The 24,362-nt window shown below is 66.6% G+C and carries 15 protein-coding genes; 9 read left to right on the forward strand and 6 right to left on the reverse strand.

Features of this window, described 5'->3' with window-relative positions:
- Positions 1-4 precede the first annotated feature (4 nt).
- Positions 5-1,684, reverse strand: coding sequence for an OFA family MFS transporter (locus tag AC1PLA_RS12605; RefSeq protein ID WP_047125188.1), 1,680 nt, complete (start codon positions 1,682-1,684; stop codon positions 5-7).
- Positions 1,685-2,093: 409 nt separating this feature from the next.
- On the opposite strand from AC1PLA_RS12605, the gene aptA reads away from it, so the two are divergent.
- From aptA to AC1PLA_RS12635, 6 genes are all read left to right on the forward strand, one after another.
- Positions 2,094-3,446, forward strand: a complete 1,353-nt coding sequence (gene aptA, locus AC1PLA_RS12610) for an omega-aminotransferase AptA (protein WP_481104652.1) — start codon at positions 2,094-2,096, stop codon at positions 3,444-3,446.
- Positions 3,447-3,557: 111 nt separating this feature from the next.
- On the forward strand, positions 3,558-4,415 hold the full coding sequence (locus AC1PLA_RS12615) for a plasmid replication/partition related protein (protein WP_104554171.1): 858 nt from the start codon (positions 3,558-3,560) through the stop codon (positions 4,413-4,415).
- 263 nt (positions 4,416-4,678) lie between these two features.
- A complete protein-coding gene (locus tag AC1PLA_RS12620) occupies positions 4,679-5,983 on the forward strand; it encodes a DUF445 domain-containing protein (protein WP_047128865.1) in 1,305 nt (434 codons plus the stop codon).
- Positions 5,984-6,135: 152 nt separating this feature from the next.
- A complete protein-coding gene (locus AC1PLA_RS12625; protein WP_481104653.1) occupies positions 6,136-10,230 on the forward strand; it encodes a CHASE domain-containing hybrid sensor histidine kinase/response regulator in 4,095 nt (1,364 codons plus the stop codon).
- 32 nt (positions 10,231-10,262) lie between these two features.
- On the forward strand, positions 10,263-11,255 hold the full coding sequence (locus tag AC1PLA_RS12630; protein ID WP_211913982.1) for an HD-GYP domain-containing protein: 993 nt from the start codon (positions 10,263-10,265) through the stop codon (positions 11,253-11,255).
- Between the two features lie 284 nt (positions 11,256-11,539).
- A complete protein-coding gene (locus tag AC1PLA_RS12635; RefSeq protein WP_481104654.1) occupies positions 11,540-12,976 on the forward strand; it encodes a DHA2 family efflux MFS transporter permease subunit in 1,437 nt (478 codons plus the stop codon).
- A gap of 194 nt (positions 12,977-13,170) precedes the next feature.
- Here AC1PLA_RS12635 and AC1PLA_RS12640 read toward each other — a convergent pair whose 3' ends face one another.
- From AC1PLA_RS12640 to AC1PLA_RS12655, 4 genes are all read right to left on the reverse strand, one after another.
- Positions 13,171-13,593 carry a hypothetical protein gene (locus AC1PLA_RS12640; RefSeq protein ID WP_481104655.1) on the reverse strand — a complete coding sequence of 141 codons (423 nt, stop codon included), beginning with the start codon at positions 13,591-13,593 and terminating at the stop codon, positions 13,171-13,173.
- Positions 13,590-13,940, reverse strand: a complete 351-nt coding sequence (locus AC1PLA_RS12645) for a hypothetical protein (RefSeq protein WP_481104656.1) — start codon at positions 13,938-13,940, stop codon at positions 13,590-13,592. The genes AC1PLA_RS12640 and AC1PLA_RS12645 overlap by 4 nt, the downstream gene beginning before the upstream one ends.
- Positions 13,941-14,119: 179 nt before the next feature.
- A complete protein-coding gene (locus AC1PLA_RS12650; RefSeq protein WP_022559377.1) occupies positions 14,120-14,974 on the reverse strand; it encodes an oxidoreductase in 855 nt (284 codons plus the stop codon).
- Positions 14,975-15,114: 140 nt separating this feature from the next.
- Positions 15,115-15,690 (reverse strand): TetR/AcrR family transcriptional regulator, encoded by a 576-nt coding sequence (locus tag AC1PLA_RS12655; protein ID WP_481104657.1) that lies wholly within the window; start codon positions 15,688-15,690, stop codon positions 15,115-15,117.
- 131 nt (positions 15,691-15,821) lie between these two features.
- Between AC1PLA_RS12655 and AC1PLA_RS12660 the strand changes: the two genes are divergently transcribed.
- The 3 genes from AC1PLA_RS12660 (at position 15,822) to AC1PLA_RS12670 (ending at position 18,968) form a co-directional block, all read left to right on the forward strand.
- Positions 15,822-16,904, forward strand: coding sequence for an alkene reductase (locus tag AC1PLA_RS12660; protein WP_127159061.1), 1,083 nt, complete (start codon positions 15,822-15,824; stop codon positions 16,902-16,904).
- 48 nt (positions 16,905-16,952) lie between these two features.
- The gene (locus tag AC1PLA_RS12665) at positions 16,953-17,741 is read left to right on the forward strand and encodes an SDR family NAD(P)-dependent oxidoreductase (protein WP_102254344.1); all 789 of its coding nucleotides are present in this window, start codon (positions 16,953-16,955) and stop codon (positions 17,739-17,741) included.
- 225 nt (positions 17,742-17,966) lie between these two features.
- Positions 17,967-18,968: an NADP-dependent oxidoreductase gene (locus tag AC1PLA_RS12670; protein ID WP_065050182.1), complete on the forward strand. Its 1,002-nt coding sequence runs from the start codon at positions 17,967-17,969 to the stop codon at positions 18,966-18,968.
- A gap of 266 nt (positions 18,969-19,234) precedes the next feature.
- Here AC1PLA_RS12670 and AC1PLA_RS12675 read toward each other — a convergent pair whose 3' ends face one another.
- Positions 19,235-24,244 carry an NAD-glutamate dehydrogenase gene (locus tag AC1PLA_RS12675; protein ID WP_481104658.1) on the reverse strand — a complete coding sequence of 1,670 codons (5,010 nt, stop codon included), beginning with the start codon at positions 24,242-24,244 and terminating at the stop codon, positions 19,235-19,237.
- Positions 24,245-24,362 lie beyond the last annotated feature (118 nt).

Here is a 24,362-nt window from a genome sequence, read left to right on the forward strand (position 1 = left end):
CATCTCAATGAAACAGCACGAAGGCTTTCTGCAGCGTGACCCAGATGCCCCAGGACATCGGCACGCCCACCGCCAGCCAGGCCAGCGCGACCAGGGCGGGGTTGCCGCCATGCCCGATGCGCGCCATCTGCTCCGGCGGCAGCACCGCCTTGCCGCTGCGGTCCACCTTCTCGTGCGCCAGCTGCTTCTCGCGCGCCAGTTCTTCCGGCGTCATGAAATGACGCGCGGCCACCGGGCGCACCAACAGGTTGCAGATCAGACCGAGCACCAACATGCCGGCGAGGATGTACATGGTGGTGTTGTAGACCTGTGACGGCGGGCTGCCGTGGGCCAGCTGGTACTCGCGCATGTAGCCGACCACCACCGGACCGAGGATGCCGGCGGTGGCCCAGGCGGTCAGCAGGCGGCCGTGGATGGCGCCGACCATCTGGGTGCCGAACAGGTCGGCCAGGTATGCCGGAATGGTGGCGAAGCCGCCGCCGTACATCGACAGGATGATGCAGAAGATGCCCGCAAACAGCGCGATGCCGCCCACACCGCCGGCCGACGGCGCAGCCGCGTACAGGCAGATGCCCAGCACGAAGAACAGCGTGTAGGTGTTCTTGCGGCCGAGCTTGTCGGACATGCTGGCCCAGAAGAAGCGCCCGCCGATGTTGAACAGGCTGAGCAGGCCGGTGAAGCCGGCCGCGATGGCCGCGATGCTGGCCAGCTGCGCCGTATCCAGACTGCCGAAGCCGACATCCACCCCGATCAACCGGCCGCCGAACACTTCCTGCAGCATCGGCGAGGACATGCCGATCACGCCGATGCCGGCCGACACGTTCAGGCACAGCACGCCCCACAGCAGCCAGAACTGCGGGATGCCCCAGACCTTGCTCACGTGCACGTGGTTGGCAGTGATCATGGCGTTGTTACTGGCCACCGGCGCGGTCCAGCCGGCGGGGGTCCAGCCGCTCGGCGGCACGCGGTAGCCGAACGCGCCGGCCATCATGAAGACGAAGTACAGCGCCGCCATCACCAGGAAGGTCTCCAGTACGCCCACCGAGGTCGGCGTGGCGAAGTGACGCATCAGCGCATCGGCCAGCGGGCTGCCGATCATCGCGCCGCCACCGAAGCCCATGATCGCCATGCCGGTCGCCATGCCGCGACGGTCCGGGAACCACTTGATCAGCGTCGACACCGGCGAGATGTAGCCCAGGCCCAGACCAATGCCGCCGATCACGCCCGAACCCAGCCACAGCATCCAGATCTGATGGAAGTGGATGCCGGCCGCCGAAATCACCAGCCCGCCGCACCAGCACAGCGCCGAGACCACACCGGCCTTGCGCGGGCCGGCACGTTCCAGCCAGCCGCCCCAGATCGCCGCCGAGCAGCCCAGCAGCACGAAGAACAGCGTGTACATCCACTGCAGCTCGCTGATCTTCCAGTCGCAGGTGGTGGCGACCATGCGCGCGAACAGGCCCATGTCGGCCGGGCACGCGATCGCCTCGGTGATGCCCAGCGCCTTGGACAGCGGCAGCCAGAACACGCTGAAGCCGTAGGCCATGCCGATACACAGGTGGATCGCCAGTGCCGCCGGCGGTACCAACCAACGATTGAAGCCCGGACGCGCAACGATGCGCTCCTTGGACAGCAGGCCGGCGTCTGCGCCGTTGGCGCTCGCCACGGTGGACCCTTGTGTCATTCCCGTTCCCCTAAAAAGTGCGATGAAGTGTGTTCGGAGCGCCCGACAGGACGGCTGCGCGCAGGCGGTGTCGTTGGTCCCGAAAACGATTGATGGCTGCGATCGATTGACGTGTTGCGATAAGGGCAGCGGCGACTACCAGGCCCAACTGGCACTCGTCTGGCGCATCATCGGCGATCGTTGAATCTTTGCAATGCTTCGGCGCGCCCCGCAGCCAGTCAAAAACCCGTCATGGCCTGCGCCACAAGGCGTTCCCAGAGCTTAGCGGCCGACGTTGCGACTAATTGACTAGTCCATGCGGATCGGCGCATGCGGGTCCGCAAATCGTGCTCGCCGTCGCGCTCGGCCGGGGTGACGGCCGACGCGTGGTGGCCGTACAGTCGGACGCTTTCCAGCGACGGAGTCCGCCATGCACGACCACCCTCCGCGCGATGGCGCGCACGCGCTGCAGGCACCGGCGCACCTGGACGCGTTCTGGATGCCGTTCACCGCCAACCGCCAGTTCAAGGCACGCCCGCGCCTGCTGGCCTCCGCTGCCGGCATGTACTACCGCGATGTCGACGGCCGCCAGATCCTGGACGGCACCGCCGGGCTGTGGTGCTGCAATGCCGGCCACGCCCGCGAGCGCATCGTGGCGGCGATCCGTGAGCAGGCCGGCACGCTGGATTTCGCACCGACCTTCCAAATGGGTTCACCGCTACCGTTCGTGCTGGCGCAGCGGCTGGCTGCGATCGCACCGCCGGGCCTGGGCCATGTGTTCTTCACCAACTCCGGCTCGGAGGCGGTCGATAGCGCGATGAAGATCGTGCTGGCCTACCACCGCCTGCGCGGCGAGGGCCAGCGCACCCGCTTCATCGGGCGCGAGAAGGCCTATCACGGGGTCGGCTTCGGCGGCATGTCGATCGGCGGGCTGCCCAACAACCGCAAATGGTTCGGCCCCCTGCTGGCCGGCACCGACCATCTGCGGCATACGCTGGATCTGCAACGCAATGCCTACACGCGCGGGCTGCCGGCGCACGGCGCCGAGCTGGCCGACGATCTGGAACGCCTGATCACCCTGCACGACGCCTCGACCATTGCTGCGGTCTTCGTCGAGCCGGTATCCGGCTCGGCCGGAGTGATCCTGCCGCCGGAAGGTTATCTGCAGCGGCTGCGCGGCATCTGCGACCGCCACGGCATCGTGCTGGTGTTCGACGAGGTCATCACCGGCTTCGGCCGGGTCGGCGAAGCATTCGCAGCGCAACGCTTCGGCGTCACGCCCGACCTGATTACCGCCGCCAAGGGGCTGACCAGCGGCAGCGTGCCGATGGGCGCGGCCCTGGTGGCCGATGCGATCCACGCGGCCTTCATGCAGGGGCCGCAGAACGCGATCGAGCTCTTCCACGGCTACACCTATTCCGGCCATCCGCTGGCCTGCGCCGCGGCGATCGCTACGCTGGACACCTACGCCGAAGAACACCTGTTCGACCGTGCGACCACGCTGGGCCCGCAATGGGAAGACGCGCTGCACAGCCTGCGCGGACTGCCGCACGTCATCGACATCCGCAACATCGGCCTGATCGGCGCGATCGAGCTGGCGCCACGCGACGGCGCGCCCGGCGCACGCGGCTACGAGGTGTTCGAGCGTTGCTTCCACGACGGCGGCCTGCTGGTGCGCGTCACCGGCGATGTCATCGCGCTGTCACCGCCGCTGATCGTCACCCCCGAGCAGATCGGGCAGATGGTCGAAACGCTGGCGAAGATCCTGCGCAGCACCGCCTGACGACCAGGACACAGGCGCCCGCGCGTAACGCCGGCACGCGGCGCGGTCAAGCGCGCAAAGCCGGGGCAGGCTCACTACAATGCCGGCCCCGCACTTCCCCGCAGTTGCCGCATGAACATCGTTGTCAAAGAAGAACTCAAGGCCTACATCGACCCGCTGACGCCCGACGAACACGAGGCGCTGGAGCGCAGCCTGCTGGCCGAAGGCTGCCGCGATGCGCTGGTGCTGTGGGGCGACGTGCTGGTGGATGGCCACAACCGCTATGGCATCTGCCAGAAGCACGACCTGCCGTTCCAGACCGTGCAGAACCCGCGCTTCCAGTCGATGCAGGATGTGCAGCTGTGGATGATCGAGCAGCACCTGGGCCGGCGCAGCGTGTCGGACTTCCAGCGTGGCGTGCTGGCGCTGCGCAAGCGCGAGATCCTGGCCGCGCGCCAGCGCAGCCAGCGCGACGCCGACGCCGCTGCCGAAGCGCTGGCGGTTGCCGACATTGAGCAGCCGGCCACCGGCATCGACCACGACGCCACGCCGGCGGCCGCGGACAGCGACAGCCCACCGTGGGAAGAGACCTCCACCCCGGTCAGCCGCGCCGAGCTGGCGCGCGAGGCCCGCCTGAGCAACAACCAGGTGGTGATGATCGAGCGCATCCACAAGCAGGCCGCCCCGGAAGTGGTGCAGGCGGTCAAGGCCGGCGAGATTTCGATCAGCGCCGCCGCTGCCGTGGCCACCTTGTCCGAGGACGAGCAACGCGCCGCCGCGCAGGCCGGCAAGGCCGAGCTCAAACAGGCTGCCAAGCGCGTACGCGACGCCAAGCGCAAACCCAAGCCCGACGAGGCCGAAGGCGGCGAAGCCGAACGCCGCGACATGAAAGCCCTGCAACGCCGCGTCAGCGAACTGGAAAACGAAAACGCCGCGCTGCAGGCCAAGGTGACCGCGCTGCAATCGCAGCTGGAGCGCCTGCGCGGCTAAGTGCCAGACGGTGCATCACCGTAGGAGCGCACCCGGGCGCGACGTGGCGTTCCCGGTAACCCCGTCGCGCTCAGGCGCGCTCCTACAGAACCTATCAACCACCACCGCGAACGGCAGCCGCGATCGCCGCAACCACCCGTAGGAGCGCACCAGGGCGCGACGTGGCGTTCCCGGTAACCCCGTCGCGCTCAGGCGCGCTCCTACCTGGCCATTAAGCCCGGCCGTGGACATGCCCTGCTCCGGCGACTGGGTACACTGCGCAGATGGAACCAAGCGTTAGCACTCCCCGCCCCGTCGATCCCCGTCGTGCCCAGCTGCAGCGCATGAAGCTGTTGGCTGTAGCCCTGCTGCTGGCCATGTTCGCCGGCTTCGTCGTCAGCCACCTGATGGGCGAACAAGGCATCTGGGCCTGGGTCTCGGCCTTCTGCGAAGCGGCCACGGTCGGCGCACTGGCCGATTGGTTCGCGGTGGTGGCCTTGTTCCGCCGCCCGATGGGCCTGCCGATTCCGCACACCGCCATCCTGCCGCGCGGCAAGGACCGTCTGGCCGACGGCCTGGCGGTGTTCGTGCGCGACCAGTTCCTCGCCCCCGAGGCGTTGATGGACAAACTGCGCGTGTTCGACCCGGCCAGCCGCCTGGGCGAATGGCTGGCCAAACCCGAACAGGCGCGCATGCTCGCGCAGATGGCGCGCAGCTGGATGCTGCAGGCGCTGGAGCTGCTGGACGAGGCCGCGGTGCGCCGCGCGATCCAGCGCTTCGTGGTCGACCGTCTGCGCAAATGGAATGCTGCCGCCACCGTCGGCGATGTGATGGCGCTGCTGACCACCGATGGCCGGCATCAGAAATTGCTGGACGAGGTGCTGCTGCGCCTGGGCGAGTGGCTGGATCAGGAGCAGGTCAAGACGCGCGCCTCGGCCTTGATCGTGCGTTACGCGCGGCGCGAGTGGCCCAAGCTGGTCGGCACGGTGAACTGGGTCAAGCCGATCGAGGAGATCGGCGACAGCCTGGCCGACCGCATGGCGCGTGCGGCGATCGAGGAGTTGCAGGACATCCTCAAGACGCCCGAGCATCCAATCAGGCTCGACTATGAAGCCTGGCTGCAACGCTACATCGCGCGCCTGCGCGACGAGCCGGCAATGGCCGAGCGCGTGGAAGAACTCAAGCAGCGCGCGATCGAACATCCGGCCTTGCAGGACTACGTGCAAGGTCTGTGGGGCGAGATTCGCGATGCACTGCGCAACGACCTGGCGCGTGAGGAATCGTCGATGGCCGCGCATATGGAGCGCTCCATGCAATCGCTCGGCCAGGCCTTGTCGCAGGATCCCTCGCTGCGCGAAGCGCTCAACCAGCACATGTTGCAGGCTGCCGACAAACTCACCACACGCTTGCGCGCATCGGTGACCGACCATATCGCGTCGACGATGAAAAGTTGGGACGAACGTCACCTCGTCGAACAATTGGAATTGGGTGTCGGACGCGATCTGCAATACATTCGGTTCAATGGAACGTTGGTGGGCGGACTGATCGGCCTTGCCCTTCACGCATTATCGATCTGGCTGGCGTTCTGATGCATTGGCAATGACGTTGATCGCCCACCGGACGCACGTGCGGACGCCGGGGAGACTGCACGTAGTCTGATGATCGTCAGGCGCCACCACGAGACCGACTTCGCTGTCGGCCAGCACACCGGGCACGCAACAGGCAAGGCAAGGGAACAGAAATGCCGAATGGCCGCTGGGATCTGCGCAGAAAATACGGGCGTCGTGCATCGATCGGGGCCCTGCTGATTCTCGCCGCAGGTCTGATCGCCGCCATTTCTGCCGGCCTGTCGCTGCAACGACATAACGAGCTCGAGCGCGAGCAGCGTTTCAACTATGTGGTGCGCACGCTGACACGCAACATCAGCGAGCGCATGTATACCTTCGAACACGGGCTGCGCGGCGCGCGTGGCGCGGTGATCGGCGCCGGCAAGGATGTCATCGGTCGCGACCGCTTCACCTTGTACAGCCGCTCGCGCGATTACGCGCGCGAGTTTCCCGGCGTGCTGGGCTACGGCTACATCCATCGCGTCGCGCCCGCCGACGAAGAGGCCTTCCTGCAGGCCGCGCGCGCCGACGGCGCACCGGACATCAAGCGCCGGCCGCTGGAGCCCTGGGACGGCGAGCGTTACATCGTGCTGTATTTCGAACCGGAGTCCTCGGGCAACCGTCCGATCGGCCTGGACATCGCCTCCGAGCCGCGTCGCCGCGCAGCGGCACTGCAGGCCGCACGCAGCGGCGTGCCGATCATGACCTCGCCGATCTCGCTGTCCGGTTATCGCATTCCCAGCGAGAGCGGATTCCTGGTGCTGCTGGCGGTGTATCGCGAAGGCATGCCGCTGCAGACGCCGCAACAGCGCATGGCCGCGACCAGTGGCTGGGTGTATGCGCCCTTCAGCGTCGAGCAGATGGTGCAAAGCACCCTGGGCGAGCGCGACGACGTGGCGCTGGATCTGTCCGACCGGAACGAGCCCACCCACAACTTCTTCCGCAGCGGCACGCCGTCCAGCGACAGCGCGCGCCGCCCGCCGGTGGTGCAGCAACTGCAGATCTACGGCCGCACCTGGATCATCACCGCCCACCCCACCGCCAGCTTCCTGGCCTCGCTCAACCAGACCTCGCCGTGGCTGATCGGCGGCCTGGTGCTGGGCGTGTCGGTGCTGCTGGCGGCATTGCTGGTGCTGTATTTCAGCAACGGCCTGCGGCGCGAGGAAGTGCTGCGCAAACAGATGGAGCTGGCGGCACTGGTCAGCCATTCCAGCGAAGCCATCGTTGCCGAGACCCCGGACGGACACATCACCCACTGGAATCCCGCTGCCGAAGCGATGTTCGGCTACAGCGCGGACGAGGCGATCGGCCAGAACCTGACGATGCTGCTGTCGCCGCAGCCGTATGCGATTCCCGACATCGAGCATGCCGACGAAGGCCATTCGGTCGATACCTCGGCGGCGCTGAGCATGCGCCATCGCGATGGGCATCTGGTCCATGTGCTGGCCAGCAAGGCCCCGATCATCGAACGCGATGCCACCCTGAGCGGGCACTCGCATTTCTTCCGCGACATCTCCGAGCGGGTGCGTGCGCACCAGCGCATCGTCGCGCTGAATGCATCGCTCGAACATCAGGTCGCCGAACGCACCAGCGAGCTGATGAAGTTCTCCGCGCTGCACCGCGCGATCCTGGCGCACGCCGGCTTTGCCATCATCGCCACCGACTCCGGCGGCTTTGTCACGCTGTTCAATCGCGCCGCGGAAAAACTGCTGGGCTACAACGCCGACGAGGTGATCGGCCGCCGCAAGGCCGGTCAGTTCATCGAGCAGGAGGAACTGCAGGAGCGCGCGCACCTGCTCTCCGAGCAGACCGGCGCGCCGGTGGCGCATACGCTGGAGGCGATCGCTGCGCTGACCAGCCTGGGCCGCAGCGACACCAGCGAATGGACCTACGTCAGCCACGAAGGCCGCCGCCTGCCGGTGCTGCTGACCCTGAGCACCCTGCGCGACGATAACGACCAGGTGATCGGTTACCTGGGCATGGCGGTGGATCTGACCGAGCAGAAACTGCACGAGAAGCAACTGCGCCTGGCGATGGACGCGGCCAAGAGCGCCAACCAGTCCAAGTCCGATTTCCTGGCCAACATGAGCCACGAGATCCGCACGCCGATGAACGCGATCCTGGGCATGCTGTACCTGCTCCAGCGCAGCGAACTGCCCGGTGCGGCGCAGGACATGGTGACCAAGATCGACCGCTCCGCGCGCTCGCTGCTGGAGATCATCAACGACATCCTGGACTTCTCCAAGATCGAGGCCGGGCGCATCGATCTGGAACGCGCACCGTTCGACCTCAACCAACTGTTCGACAACATCGCCGACCTGATGCGTTCCTCGCTCAGCACCAAACCGGTGGAAATGATCGTCGAACCGCTGCCGCGCGACTGCCGCTGGTTGCTCGGCGATGCGCTGCGCATCAACCAGGTGCTGGTCAACCTGGTCGGCAACGCGATCAAGTTCACCGAGCAGGGCGAAGTGGTGCTATCGGTGCGGCGCTTCCCCAGCGGCGATCCGAACAAGCTCAAGCTGCTGTTCTCGGTGCGCGACACCGGCATCGGCATTTCCAAGGAAAAGCAGAGCCTGATCTTCTCGCCGTTCCTGCAGGCCGACACCTCCACCAGCCGGCGCTACGGCGGCAGCGGCCTGGGCCTGACCATCAGCCGGCGCCTGATCGAATTGATGGGCGGCGAGCTGGAGGTGGAAAGCGTGCCCGGCCGCGGCAGCGAGTTCTATTTCGTGGTGACGCTGGAAAAATCCGCCCCGCCGCTGGCCCAGCGCGAGCTGCCAGCGCTGCCGCCGGAAGCGATGCCGCGGGTATTGATCGCCGACGACCACGATGCGGCGCTCAACAACCTGGTGCGCATCGCCACCGAACTCGGTTGGCGCGTGGATGCGGTCGCCAGCGGCCAGGCCGCCCTGCAGGCGATTGAACAGGCCAGCGAGCCCTACGACATCTTCCTGCTCGACTGGCGCATGCCCGATATCGACGGCGTGGCGATCGCGCGGCAGATCCGCGCACGCGCCGTGCCCGGCCCGCATCCGGTGATCGTCATGGTCACCGCCTACGAGCGGCGCCTGCTGGAACAGCATCCCGAGCAACAGGACCTGGATGCGGTGATGACCAAGCCGGTCACCAGCGCGGCGCTGCACCGGCTGGTGGAGCAGCTGGTCCACGAACGCCCCGGCGCGCGGCCGGTGGCGCCCACCTTCGTGGCGCGGCGGCTGGAAGGCGCGCATCTGCTGCTGGTGGACGACAGCGAAATCAACTGCGAAGTGGCGCAGCGCATTCTCGAAGGCGAAGGCGCCATGGTCACGGTCGCCCACGACGGCGAACAGGCCATCAACACGCTGCGGCGTGCGCCGGAGCTGTTCCAGCTGGTGTTGATGGACGTGCAGATGCCGGTGGTCGATGGCTATGAAGCCACGCGGCGGCTGCGGCAGATCCCCGCGCTGGCCAGCCTGCCGGTGATCGCGCTGACTGCCGGCGCCTTTCGCCCGCAACAGGAGAAAGCGCTGGAGGCCGGCATGAACGGTTTCATCGCCAAGCCGTTCAATGTGGAGGAACTGGTCACCGCCATCCGCCACTTCCTGCAGCCGGGTGTGCGGCGCATCCCGTCGCTGCCGCACGAGGCCGCTGTGCAGGGCGGCCCCGAGTGGGAACACGCCGACCCGGAGGTGCTGGATGCGGCGCGTGCACGCAGCCTGTGGCGCGAGCGCGAACCGTACGAGCGCTATCTGCTCAAACTGCTGCGCGACAACCCCGACCCGGCCGAGGCCGCAGCCGAGCATTTGCGCCGCAACGAGCTGCCGGCGATCGGTGCGCTGGCGCACAAGCTGCGCGGCGCGGCCGGGTCGCTGGCATTGCCAGCCCTGGCCGGTGCCGCCAGCGACCTGGAAACCCGCATCGAGCAGGGCCACGACATCACCTCGGCACTGCTCGCACTCAAGGACACCATGCAGCGTACCGCCGCGGCGATCCACGCCTTCCTGCAACACGGCGACAGCGACGCCGAAGCAGGCGATGACGATGCTGCGCTGGACGCGGACAGCGTGCAGATCCTGGAAGCGGCCCTGGGCAGCGACGATGCCGACAAGATCGACCACGCGCTGCTGATCTGCGCGCCGCATCTGCCGCGCAACCTGCAGGAAGCACTGCAGCGTGCGGTGGAAGATTTCGACTTCCGTCGCGCCGAGGCCACCTTGCGCGACTGGCAAGCCACTCACCTGCGCTGACCGCGCACCACGCCGGCTGGCAAGGAGCCTCCATGCCGCATCGCCCCCTGCTGTGTGTCGACGACGAATCCAGCAACCTGGCCACCCTGCGCCAGCTGCTGCGCGACGATTTCCCGCTGGTGTTCGCCAAGTCCGGCGGCGAAGCGCTGGAGGCGGTGCTCCGCCACACCCCGGCGTTGATCCTGCTGGATGTCGAGCTGCCCGACATGGACGGCTATGCAGTGGCGCGCACGCTCAAGCAGCAGCCCGCCAGCACGGCCATCCCGATCCTGTTCGTGACCTCGCGCAGCAGCGAGCACGACGAACGCACCGGTCTGGAAGCGGGCGCGGCCGACTACGTCAGCAAGCCCTACTCGCCCGCCCTGCTCAAGGCGCGCATCGCCACCCAGTTGAAGCTGGCCGAAAACGCGCGCCTGGCGCAGCACTACCGCGATGCGATCCATCTGCTCGGGACCGCCGGGCAAGGCCAGGACGCCGACACCGGCGCGCATATCTGGCGCATGGCCGCCTATGCGCAGGTGCTGGCCGAGCAGGTCGGCTGGTCGGCGCAACGGGCGCAGCTGCTGCAGGATGCCGCGCCCCTGCACGACGCCGGCAAGATCGCGGTGCCCGGCAACATCCTGCACAAGCCCGATGCGCTGGACGAACACGAACGCTCGGTGGTGCGCCAGCACCCGCAGGTCGGCCACGACCTGCTGCGGCACGGGCGCGGGCCGGTGTTTCAGCTGGCTGCGGAAATTGCGCTGCATCACCACGAATGCTGGGACGGCAGCGGCTATCCCAACGGCCTGGCCGGCGAGGCCATTCCCGAGTCGGCGCGCATCGTGGCGGTGGCCGACGTGTTCGATGCGCTGTGCGGGCGGCGCGCCTACAAGGCCCCGTGGACGGTGGACGATGCGATGCGCAAGCTCGACAGCATGGCAGGCAAACAACTGGAACCGCGCCTGGTGCAGCAATTTCGCGAGGCGTTGCCGCAGGTCCTGCAGATCATGGATGCCTGGGATAGCGCGGCGCCGGGGACCTGAAGAGCCGGGAATCGGGAATCGGGATTGGGGAATCGGGACGGGCTGAGCAGTTTGCGGGCCGATCGGGCGAGCATTTGCACCCATCTCGTGGGCTGTAGGCTCTCCCAAGCAAGTTGGCAGTGTGTTCGGCCCTGTGATGCGTACGCAGTGTTGCCTGGCGCGTGCTTGAACACCGCTTCGTGCGGGCGGACAATAGCCATGTTGCGCCGCACAACACCGTGCGACGCGGGCCGGTCCGATCGCCATCTGTGCGCCACCGATGCGGCCCCGCAACCGAGAGTCCGATGTCCTCCAGCGTGTCCGAGGCCGGCGTCACGCCGCCGCGTTATCCCGATTACCGCATCATCTCGCTGATCCTGGCCTGCGCCATCTTCATGGAGCAGATGGATGCCACCGTGCTGGCAACCGCGCTGCCGACCCTGGCGCGCGATTTCGGCGTTGCCGCGCCGGCGATGAGCATCGCCATGACCAGCTATCTGCTGGCGCTGGCGGTGCTGATCCCGGCCAGCGGCGCGATCGCCGACCGCTTCGGCCTGCGCCGCGTGTTCGGCGCATCGATCTGGGTATTCGTCGGCGGCTCGATCCTGTGTTCGCTGGCCGACAGCCTGCCCACCATGGTCGCCGCGCGCGTACTGCAAGGCGCCGGCGGCGCGATGATGGCCCCGCTTGGACGGCTGATCCTGCTGCGCACGGTGGAGCGCCGTCACCTGGTGTCGGCCATGGCCTGGACGCTGGTGCCGGCCTTCATCGGCCCGATGCTGGGCCCACCGCTGGGCGGATTTTTTGTCTCGTATCTGGACTGGCGCTGGATCTTCTACATCAACGTGCCGATCGGCATTGCCGGCTTTCTGCTGGTACGCCGTTTCATTCCGGAAATTCCCACCGAAACCACACCGGCACGTTTCGACCTGCGCGGTTTCGTGCTGTGCGGCACCGCGTTGGGCTGCCTGCTGTTCGGCCTGGAAATGGTCAGCCAGCAGGACGGCATCGGCACCGCGAGCTGGCTGCTGGCCATCGGCGGCAGCGCTGCGCTGGGGTATCTGTGGCATGCACGCCACCACCCCGCTCCGCTGCTGGACCTGAGCCTGCTGCGGATCGATTCGTTCCGCTTGTCGGTGATCGGCGGTGCGTTGATGCGCATCACCCAGGGCGCGCATCCGTTCCTGCTGCCGCTGCTGTTCCAGATCGGCTTCGGCATGAGCGCCGCGCACAGCGGGCGCCTGATCCTGGCCAGCGCGCTCGGCGCACTGCTGATGCGCAGCATCACCCCGCAGTTGCTGCGCCGCTTCGGCTATCGCAACAGCCTGATCGGCAACGGTGTGCTCGCCAGCCTGGGCTACATGGTGTGCGCGTTGTTCCGGCCCGACTGGCCGCCGGCGCTGATGTTCGGCCTGCTGCTGTGCTGCGGCGCGTTCATGTCGTTCCAGTTCGCCGCCTACAACACCATCGCCTACGAAAACGTGCCCGCATCGCGCATGAGCCGCGCCAGCAGCCTGTACACCACCTTGCAGCAACTGATGCTCTCGGTCGGCGTTTGCGCCGGCGCAATGATCCTCAAGCTGGCGATGCTGGCCGGCGATCACACCCAACCGGCGCAACGCGATTTTTCGCTGGCGTTCTGCGTGGTCAGCCTGATTTCGCTCAGCGCCACCTGGTGGCATGTGCGTTTCGACAAGGATGCCGGGCAGGAAATGAGCGGGCACCGGGCTTCGAGCGGCTGACAGCAGGGCTGCGTAGCCGGCGCAGCTACACAGCCGTGACTGGAATCGGCGTGCACCGCCCCGGCAACTGCGGTTTCCATGCGACATCCACATCCAGTTGCCAACTGCCCGCACCGCTTGGTTGACCAGTCTTGCAGCGTGTCATGTCCGCCAACTCGCATGACAGCACCCCACAGGTGCCGCCATGCCTGCCATCATCGCGCCTTGTCGTTTTGCCGCGACGCGGCCTCGGCACGCGTCACCAGCAGGAACGCCAGCGGAAAGCCGATCTCGATCGCGACTGCCGCGAAGATGCCGGCGTTGACATGCCCGGCCACCCACTCCGCCACGCCCAGCACTGCCAGCAACAGGCACGCGGTGACAAAGCCCGCAATCACGGCACGGCGCCCTGGCGACGGTGGCGCCGTTCGCACCAGCAGCAGCATGACGCCGATGGCCGCATACAGCGGTGCGGCGCGTCGGCCGAGCACGCCCAGCGCGTCACTGTCGAAGGCCACGCCCCAATTGGCCAGCATGGCCGCAGGCGCCAGCAGCCACGTCGCGCCCAACGCGAAGAACGACAACCCCGACAGCGTGGCCAGGTAGCGAAATGCGCGCGATGCAGTCGGCGCGCTCATGCGTTCACCTCCACGACCGTGCGCCCCTGCACCTTCCGCGCCTCGCCGTCAGAGTGGGGCTGATGCAATCCCCGGCCGCTGGTAAGCACCCGGTCTGCAACCGCAATTCCGGCATCGCGGGACGCTTGGACCACACCGGCAAGATCGATGCCAGGAATCAGCGGGAGATGGCGAATGATCGGGCCACCTCCGCTCATCGCCACCATCATCGCGTGGTGGTCGTTGCCGGTCGAATACTCGATAGCAACCCTCACCTCGCCCGGCATCAACGCGTCTTCGTTGAACCGGACCAGCCCGGTAACCACCGGCTCGCTGGTCTGTACGCTAAGCACTGCATTGAAGGTCATTGCCTTCTCCTGTTGGGGTCAAGGCCGCGCGCTACCGCGTCACCACCGACGCATGGTAACGGCATGCACACTGCAGTCGCTGCGGCTCGTTTGTGCAGCGGTGCAACCCGGCGTGGCGCAGCTGAAACCTGTTGCGCTCACCGCCAGGGCCGGCACTTGCAGTGGTTTGTCGGCCGGGCTTATCCGGCGTGGGATGGCGTCGTCGTCTCGGGTGGCGTCTTCGCATCGAGCTGCAGGTTCTTGCGAATCAACGCCTGAAACACGCCTGCCGGCGCAAACCGCCGCAAGAACTGCAGCTGTCCGGCGATCTTGCCCGCGGTGTAGCGCACCTTGGGCTGCTGGGCGCGCGCCGCCTTCACCACCACGTCGGCCACAACAGAGGGCTCGTCCGCGCTTGCCATTGCCTGCGCCACCACCTGGCCGACCTGGGTACGCACCTGACGGTAATTTTCCAGCGGCGCATCCGGGGCGAGAGTGTTCGCCTCGAACTGGGTTTTGGTGTAGGCCGGCTCGATTACCGTGACCCGGATTCCGTAGCTGCGCAGCTCGTGGTCCACCGCTTCGGAGTAACCCTCCACCGCGTGCTTGCTGGCCGCGTACAGCGCCGCATACGGCGTGGGCACCAGCCCGATGATCGAGCCGATGTTGATGATGCGGCCACTGCCCTGGCGGCGCATGTGCGGCACCACTGCGCGCGTCATGCGCACGACACCAAGGAAGTTGGTGTCGAGGATGGCCTTGGCCTGCTCGATCGAGCTTTCCTCCGCAGCGGCGGGAGACACACCGAAACCGGCGTTATTGACCAGCAGGTCGATGCGCCCTTCCCGTCGCAGCAGCTCCTGGATCGCGGCGTCGACCGATTCATCGCTGGTCACATCCAGCGCCAGCAGCGTAAAGGCGCGCTGCCCGGACTGCGCGCCGCGACGGCTGGTGCCGTACACCGTATAACCGGCGGCAGCCAACGCGTTGGCAGTTGCTTCGCCGATGCCGGAGGAGGCGCCGGTCACCAGCGCAACAGGGGGTTTGCTTGTCATTGGAATTCCTTGAGTGCAGTGAGTGACAGGGCGGCAGTCGAGTGACGATCACGCCGCGACTGGGATGCGATGGCTTGGCTAAAAACGCAGTTCTACCGGTGAAAGCTCGGCCACGTGTGTGGCGGATGCACGCCTGTCGGTTAGTTGGATGCCTGCAACGACGACAGGATCTGGTCGCGGCACACCGCGATGATTTCGTCGGCCAGTGGCGAATCGTTCGGGCACGACCGCGACAGCACGATGGCGCCGATGGCGTGCGCCATCATGTCCAGGTTGCTGGCGCGCTCCGCTGCTGCCTCGGCGGTACCGGGCGCAGCGCCGCCGCGGTCGAGCGAGGCCAACAGGTTTTCGACCCCGGCGGCGAACGCCTCGCGCACCTCCTCCGGCTGGCGCGCGGCATCGGCGCCCAGCGCAGCCATCGTGCAGCCGGTGGCAAGGCTGTCGCGATGTCCGCGCGACAGATAGAAGTTCACGAAATCCGCCTTGTCCACGTGCTCGGTCTGCGCGGCGATGTTGGCCAGGCCGCAGGCCGCCGATTCGGCCATCAGATCCGCCTTGGAGCGGAACTGCTTGTAGAAGCCACCGTGGGTGAACCCTGCAGCGGCCATCAGATCGGCGATGCCGATCCCTTCGTAACCACGCTCGCGAAACAGCACCGAGGCGGTCTCGACGACGTGCGCCCGGTTTGCCTGCGCCTGTGCCTTGGTCACTTTCATCGTTGGGACACTCCGTGCTTGTGCGGGACTGGTGAGAGCGGCAGCTTACTTTGATGTCATTCGTCATCAAAGTGTTGACACTTTAGATTTTGATCGTAATCTTTGTCAACCACTGATTCCGAGCACCGCCAATGACCCACCCTTCGCTGTTCGAACCCTATGCACTGGGCGCGCTGACCCTGGCCAACCGTATCGTGATGGCCCCGCTGACCCGCAACCGTGCGGGCGCCGGCCTGGTGCCGAGCGCACTGGCGGCCACCTACTACGCCCAACGCGCCTCGGCCGGCCTGCTGATCACCGAGGCCACCCAGATCTCGCCGCAGGCCCAGGGCTATCAGGACACCCCTGGCCTGTACACGCCCGAGCAGATCGCCGGCTGGCGTGCAGTCACCGACGCCGTGCATGCCAAGGGTGGGCGCATCTTCGTGCAGCTGTGGCATGTGGGCCGGGTGTCGCATGTCGACCTGCAACCGGGCGGCGCCGCACCGGTCGCGCCGTCAGCGATCCGCGCGGCGACCAAGGTGTTCGTTAACAACGGCTTTGCCGATGTCTCCGAACCACGCGCGCTTGAGCTGCACGAACTGCCGGGCATCGTCGACGACTTCCGCCAGGCAGCGGCCAATGCGATTGCCGCCGGCTTCGATGGCGTCGAAATCCACGGCGCCAACGGCTACCTGCTGGAGCAGTTCATCAAGGACGGCGCCAACCAGCGCACCGATGCCTACGGCGGCTCGATCGAAAACCGCGCGCGCCTGTTGCTGGAGGTGGTGGCCGCCGTAAGCAAGGAAATCGGTGCCGATCGCACCGGCGTGCGCATTTCGCCGGTGTCGCCGGCAAGCGGCATTTCCGGCAGCGATCCGCAGCCGCAATACGACTACATCGCCGAACAACTCGATGCGCTGGGCATCGTGTACCTGCACGTGGTCGAAGGTGCGACCGGCGGCCCGCGCGACGCGGCCCCGTTCGACTATGCCGCGCTGCGCAGCAAGTTCACCCGTACCTATCTGGCCAACAACGGCTACGACCTGGAACTGGCCAACGCCCAGTTGCGCGCAGGCAACGTCGACCTGGTGGCCTTCGGCCGCCCGTTCATCAGCAACCCCGATCTTGTCGAACGTCTGCACACCGGCGCAGCGCTGGCGCCGTTGAATCCGGCCACGCTCTACGGCGGTGGCGCCGAAGGTTATATCGACTACCCGTCCCTCGCCGGCTGAGGCTGTCTCGCCTGGCGTCTTTCATCCACTGTCATCAAGGAATTCTGCATGTCCACACTTTCCGCTGTCCTCATCACTGGCGCCTCCACCGGTATCGGCGCCGTCTACGCCGAGCGCTTTGCGCAACGTGGCCACCACCTGGTGCTGGTCGCACGCGACAAGGCCCGCCTGGATGCGCTGGCGGCGCGTCTGCACGCTGCGCATGGCGTCAGCGTCGACGTGCTGCAGGCCGACCTGACCCAGCCCGCCGACCTGACCGCAGTGGAAGCCCGCCTGCGCGACGACGCGCAGATCGGCATCCTGATCAACAACGCCGGCATGGCTCAGTCCGGCGGCATCCTGCAGCAGAACGCCGAGGCGATCGACCGCCTGCTCGCGCTCAATGTCACCGCGTTGACGCGCCTGTCTGCCGCGGTTGCGCCGCGCTTTGCGCAGTCCGGCAGCGGCGCGATCGTCAACCTCGGTTCGGTGGTGGGCTTCGCTCCCGAATTCGGCATGAGCGTCTATGGCGCCACCAAGGCCTTCGTGCTGTTCCTGTCGCAGGGGCTGCACCTGGAGCTGGGAGCCAAGGGTGTGTATGTGCAAGCCGTGTTGCCGGCCGGCACGCGCACCGAGATCTGGGGGCGTGCAGGTATCGACGTCAACACGCTCAGCGACCTGATGGACGTGGGCGAACTGGTCGATGCCGCGCTGGTTGGTTTTGATCGCCGCGAACTGGTCACCATCCCGCCGCTGCACGTGGCCGAACGTTGGGACGCACTGGATGGCGCGCGCCAGGGGCTGCTGTCTGACATCCGCCAGGCCACCGCAGCCGAGCGCTATCAGCCGGCGGCCTGACCGGCCCGGCGGCGCACCCGCCCGCAGCGCTTGCCACGGTAAGCGCTGCGGGCCTGCGCTGAGGCGTCGCGTATTCGCCCTGCTGCATGGATGCGTCGATTCAAAACCGCCCATATGGCGATCAGGCTGCAGGCACGCAGTTGCCAGCGCAAAGGTGAAGGCGGCCGGGGATCGCATCGCGCCCGGCCACGCATCCAGACAACGACAGCATTGGACCCGAACCAGATGAAAGCACTCACCTTCAAACGCTATGGCAAATCTCCCGACATCGGCTTCAGCGAACGCGCCCGCCCGATGCTGCAGCCCGACGAACTGCTGGTCGAGGTGCACGCCGCTGGTGTGAACCCGATCGACAACATGATTCCCACCGGCATCTTCAAACCCGTGGTGAAGTTCGAGCTGCCCGCCACGCTGGGCAGCGACGTGGCCGGAATCGTCATTGACGTCGGCAGCCGCGTCACCCGCTTCAAGCGGGGCGATGCGATTTTTGCCAGCGTGTTCGATCTTGGCCGCGGCACCATCGCCGAGTATGTCGCGGTACCGGAAAGCGCCGCAGCGCTGAAGCCGGCCAATCTGGATTTCGTGCAGGCGGCATCGCTGCCGATGGTCGCGCTCACGTCCTGGCAGGCCCTGACGGAACGTGCCGACCTGCAGCCCGGCCAGAATGTATTCATTCCTGCCGGTTCCGGCGGTATCGGCACCATCGCGATCCAGTTGGCAAAATACCTCGGCGCCACCGTCGGCACCACCACCAGCACTGGCAATGTCGCGCTGGTGAACAGCCTTGGCGCAGATGAGGTGGTCGACTACAAGCAACAGGACTTCGAGACCGTGCTGCGCGGCTACGACATCGCGCTTGGCACGATGCGGGGCGATACGATCGAAAAATCGCTCGCCATCCTCAAGCCCGGCGGCAGGATCGTGTCGCTGGTCGGGCCGCTGGATGCGGCTTTCGCACGCGCGCGCCGGTTGAATGTCGTGCTGCAATTCGTCTTCGCCATGATGAGCCGCAAGATCATCCGTCTAGCGAACAAGCACAACGTCGCCTACTCATTCCTGTTCGTACGCCCCAATGGCACGCAGCTGGCCAAAATCGGCGAACTGCTCGAAGCCGAACGCCTCCGCCCGGTCATTGACAAGGTGTTTGCGTTCGACCAGGCAAAGCAGGCGCTGGAGTACCTGGCGCAAGGCCGCGCCAAGGGCAAGGTGGTCGTCAAGATCAAGTAAGAAGCAGGATGCAGGGCACCCAATCTGCGGCTTGTCTGCAGGGCCCTTGGCGGCATTGTTGCCGCCAAGGGCCTGCACGGACGAATTCACGGCGTGTCCCACGTGCGGTGAGGGCACCGCACGCTCGACTCACCAGCAAGCGTCGTTTGAGGCGCACAGCATCAAGCCCAAACGCGGCACTTTGATGCAAGACAACGACGTTGCCACCTGACTACCGCGAGGATGATGACGAAGCACTCGCTCCGCCATCACCTCGCTGCACACGCTTACATCCCGTGTGCCGCCAACTGCCCGAGACGCTGCACTGCGACCGACACGGTCGGGTAGTCCAGGGTCTTCTGCTCGGCCACATCGGCCAGCATGGCCAGGGTGAAGCGCAGACTGGAATCGTCGCGTGCCAGCCAGTTGGCCACCTTGTCCTCGGCACTGCTGCCGGGCAGGGTCAGCACCTGCGCCACCAGTGCGCGCTGATGTGCGGCCAGCTCGTCGCGCAGCACGCCACGTGCCACTGCATGCCAGCGGCCGTTGACCTCCAGCGCGTCGATCTGCTCGAACAACCACGGCAGGCGCAGCGCTTCGCCCAGGCGGAAATGCACCTTGGACACGTCCACCGGCTTGAGCTTGCGGGTGCGCGCAGTTTCGATGATGTCGAAGGCCGGTTCCAGGTAACGCAGCTCGCACAGCTGCTGCGCCAGTTGCGGCGGCAGGCCCTTGTCCTGCCATTCCTGCACGCTGGCTTCGTACTGCGGGCGCTGCGCATCCGACAGCACGCCGGAAGCGATACGGATGTCGTTGAACGGGCCGTGGTAACGCTCCACCGCCGCGGTGATGCCCGGCATCTGGCCCGGACGCAGCAACAGCCAACGCACAAACGAACGCTGCAGGCGCCAGATCACTTCCAGCGCATCGATCTGCACCGACTCGGGCACCTTGCCGTCCAATGCGTCGATCTGCGTCCACAGCGCGCGTGCATCCAGCGTCTCGCGGCTGATGGTGTAGGCCTTGGCGACCTCGGCGATGCTGCGGCCGGTGTCTTCCTGCATGCGCATCAGGAAGGTGGCGCCCATGCGGTTGATGGTGGTGTTGGTCACCGCGGTGGCGATGATCTCGCGCTTGAGGCGGTGACGCTCCATCGCATCGGCGTACTTTTTCTGCAGCGGTTGCGGGAAGTAGCGCTGCAATTCCTTCGACAGATACGGGTCTTCCGGAATATCCGATTCCAGCAGCTGCTGGAACGCCACCAGCTTGGAATACGACAACAGCACCGACAGCTCCGGGCGCGACAAGCCCTGCCCGCGCGCCTTGCGTGCGGACAGTTCGGCATCGGACGGCAGGAACTCGATCTGGCGATCGAGCAGGCCCTGCAGTTCCAGCGTGCGGATGAAGTGCTGCTTGGAGCCGAGACGCTTGACGCTCATCCGCTCCATCAGGCTGATCGCCTGGTTCTGGCGGTAGTTGTCCCACAACACCAGGTCGGCCACTTCGTCGGTCATCGAGGCGAGCAATGTGTTGCGCGCGTCGTAGGTGAGCTTCTTGGCCTGCACCATGTCGTTGAGCAGGATCTTGATGTTCACCTCGTGATCGGAGGTGTCCACGCCGGCCGAGTTGTCGATGAAGTCGGTGTTGAGCAGCACACCGGCCTGCGCGGCCTCGATGCGGCCGAGCTGGGTCAGGCCCAGATTGCCGCCCTCGCCCACCACCTTGCAGCGCAACTCGCCGCCGTTGACGCGCAGGCCGTTGTTGGCGCGGTCGCCCACATCGGCATGCGACTCGCTGGACGCCTTGACGTAGGTGCCGATGCCGCCATTCCAGAACAGGTCCACCGGCGCCTTGAGGATGGCGTTCATCAGCTCGTTGGGCGAGAGCTGCTTGACGTTGGACTCCAAGCCCAGGACCTCGCGCACCGGCGCGCTGATGTCGATGGACTTGAGCGTGCGCGGATAGATGCCGCCGCCGGCGCTGATCAGCCTGGCCTCGTAGTCGGCCCAGCTGGAGCGCGGCAGCTTGAACAGGCGCTCGCGCTCGGCGAACGAGGCAGCGGCATCCGGATTGGGATCCAGGAAGATATGCCGGTGATCGAACGCGGCCAGCAGGCGGATATGCCGCGACAGCAGCATGCCGTTGCCGAACACGTCGCCGGACATGTCGCCGATGCCGACCACGCTGAAATCCTGGCTCTGGCAGTCGCGCCCCATCGCACGGAAGTGGCGCTTGACCGACTCCCACGCACCGCGCGCGGTAATGCCCATGCCCTTGTGGTCGTAACCGACCGAACCGCCGGAAGCGAACGCATCGCCCAGCCAGAAGCCGTGGTCCAGCGCCAGCCCGTTGGCGATGTCGGAGAACGTGGCGGTGCCCTTGTCGGCCGCGACCACCAGGTACGGATCATCCTGGTCGTGACGCACCACCTGCGGCGGCGGCACGATCTTGCCGCCGACGATGTTGTCGGTGATGTCGAGCAGGCTCTGGATGAACAGCTTGTAGCAGGCGATGCCTTCGGCCTGGATCGCATCGCGGTCGCCGCCGACCGGCGAGCGCTTGACGTAGAAACCGCCCTTGGCACCGACCGGCACGATGACGGTGTTCTTGACCATCTGCGCCTTGACCAGGCCCAGCACCTCGGTGCGGAAATCCTCGCGCCGGTCCGACCAGCGCAGACCGCCGCGCGCCACCGCGCCAAAGCGCAGGTGCACGCCCTCCACCCGTGGGCTGTAGACGAAGATCTCGCGGTACGGACGCGGCTTGGGCAGGTCCGGCACGATCGAAGAATCGAGCTTGAAGCTGATGCAGTGGCCGTGCTTGCCGCTCTTGTCGGTCTGGTAATAGTTGGTGCGCAGCGTCGCGTCGATGACACCGATGAAGCTGCGCAGGATGCGGTCCTCGTCCAGGCTGGAGACCCGATCCATCAGCTTCAGCAGCGTGGCGCGGGTGGCTTCCTGCTGCGCATCGCGGTCGCTGCCGCGCGCCTGCAACACCGGCTCCAGGGCCTTGAGCGTGGCCTCGTCGTCACCGGCCAGCACCGACAGTTCCTCGCGCAGGCGTTCCTGCCCGGCAAAGATCTGCGCCTTGGTCTCGCTGCCGGTGGCCGGATCGAAGCGCGCTTCGAACAGTTCCACCAACAGGCGCGCCAGCAGCGGGTAACGGGTGAACGTCGCCTCGACATAGGCCTGCGAGAACGGCACCGCGGTCTGCAGCAGATACTTGCAATAGCCGCGCAGCAGCGCGACCTGCCGCCAGTGCAGGCCGGCGGCCAGGATCAGGCGGTTGAAGCCGTCGTTCTCGGCATCGCCGCTCCAGATCCGCTCGAAGGCTTCGCCGAAACCGGCGTCGGCATTGGCCGCATTGATCTTGCCGGAGGTCGATTCGACCTCGAAATCCTGGATGTAGACCGGCGTCTCGCCGACCTGCAGCCGGTACGGCCGCTCGGAGATCACCCGCAGGCCCATGTTCTCCATCATCGGCATCGCATCGGACAACGGGATGTCGTCGAGCTGGCGATATAGCTTCAGGCGCAGGCCCTCGCCGGCGTCCAGCCGCACGCCGTCGTCGCGACGGATCTCCTGCAGGCTCAGGTGCAGATCGTCCGGGCCGTCCAGTGCGGCCAGATGCTCGACGTCGGACACCGCCGATTCGATCGACGAGTCCTCGATATAGCCGGCCGGCAGCGCACGCCCGAAGTTGGCGGCCATGCGCAGGCCATTGACCTCGCCATGCCGCGCCACCAGCGCCTCGCGCAGGGCATCGCGCCAGTTGCGCAGCAGATGCGCCAGCCGCGACTCGAGTTCGGTGGTGTTGAATTCCAGCGCCTCGCCACTCTTGGGCCGCACGATCAGGTGCAGCTGCGCCAGCGGCGACTCGCCCAGCACCACGCTGGAATCGATGTATTCGCCGTGCAGCGCATCCTTGAGCAAGGCTTCGATGCGCAGCCGCACATCGGTGTTGAAGCGCTCGCGCGGGATGTACACCAGCGCGGAGATGAAACGGCTGTACTTGTCGCGACGCAGGAACATGCGGCTGCGCACGCGCTCCTGCAGGCCGAGGATGCCGATCGCGGTGCGATACAGCTCTTCCTCGTTGGACTGGAACAGCTCCTCGCGCGGCAGCGTCTCGAGAATGTGTCGCAACGCCTTGCCGCTGTGGCTGCTTGGGGTCAGCCCGGACTTGCTCATCACGTATTCGTGGCGCTGGCGCACCAGCGGGATTTCCCACGGGCGGCGGTTGTAGGCGCTGGAGGTGAACAGGCCCAGGAAGCGCTGCTCGCCGACGATGCGGCCCTTGGCATCGAATTCCAGGATGCCGATGTAATCCATGTAGCCGACCCGATGCACGCGCGAGCGCGCATTGGTCTTGGTCAGGATCAACGCGTCCTTGAGCTTGGCCGAGGTGTTCAGGCCGTGCGCCGCCAGCGTGGTCACCGGGCGCGCCGGCGAGGTGTCGCGGCCGCGCATCAGGCCCAGGCCGGTTTCTTCCACCGGCGCCAGCACGTCCTGGCCGTCCTGCTTCTCCACGCGGTACTCGCGATAGCCGAAGAAGGTGAAGTGATCGGCCGCCGCCCAGCGCAGGAATTCCTGCGCCTCGTGGCGGCTGATGTCGTCCATCGGCAGGCGGCGGGTGGCCAGGTCGTCAGCCAGCATCACCATCTTTTCGCGCATCGACGCCCAGTCGTGCACGATCGCGCGCACCTCGCCCAGCACCTTGCGCACCGCCGCTTCCACCTTGGGCATGTCCTCGGCGGGCTGGCGGTCGATCTCCAGCACCATCAGCGACTCGCTCTTGCCCTCGCCCACCGCGGCCAGCTTGCCGGCCTTGTCGCGCGCAATGCGCAGCACCGGGTGGCCGAGCACGTGCACGCCGATGCCCAGGTCCGACAGCGTCATGCTCACAGAGTCCACCAGGAACGGCATGTCGTCGTTGACGATCTGCAGCAGCGTGTGCGGCGACTCGTAGCCGTGGCTCTTCAGGGTCGGGTTGAACACCCTCACGTTGACCGTGCCGGCCTTGCGCGTGCGCGCAAATTCCAGCATGTCCGCCGCCAGGGCCGCCCACTGCTCGGGCGGGTGGTTGGGGAACTCGTCCTCCTCCATGCGCCGGTAGAAGTCGGCGGCGAACAGCTGCACCTCGGACTGGCGGGCAGCCGGGTAGCGCTTGCGCAACGCGGCAAACACCGGCTCCAGGGTGACCGCTTGCGGCGCGGTGGCAAGCACGGGGACGGCATGGTCGGCGACCGGTTTGACCGACGTCGTGGACGATTTCGAAGCAGCTTTCTTGGCTGTCATGAGAGCGCTGGGATGCTCGGTGGAAAACCTGAATTGTACCGGCGCCGGATGAAGACGCCTTGCTGCATAGCGCAAAATCCTGGTCGGACGCCCGCCCCCGGCGCGGCGCAAAAGCACT

This window comes from Xanthomonas sp. NCPPB 1826 (assembly GCF_056725285.1).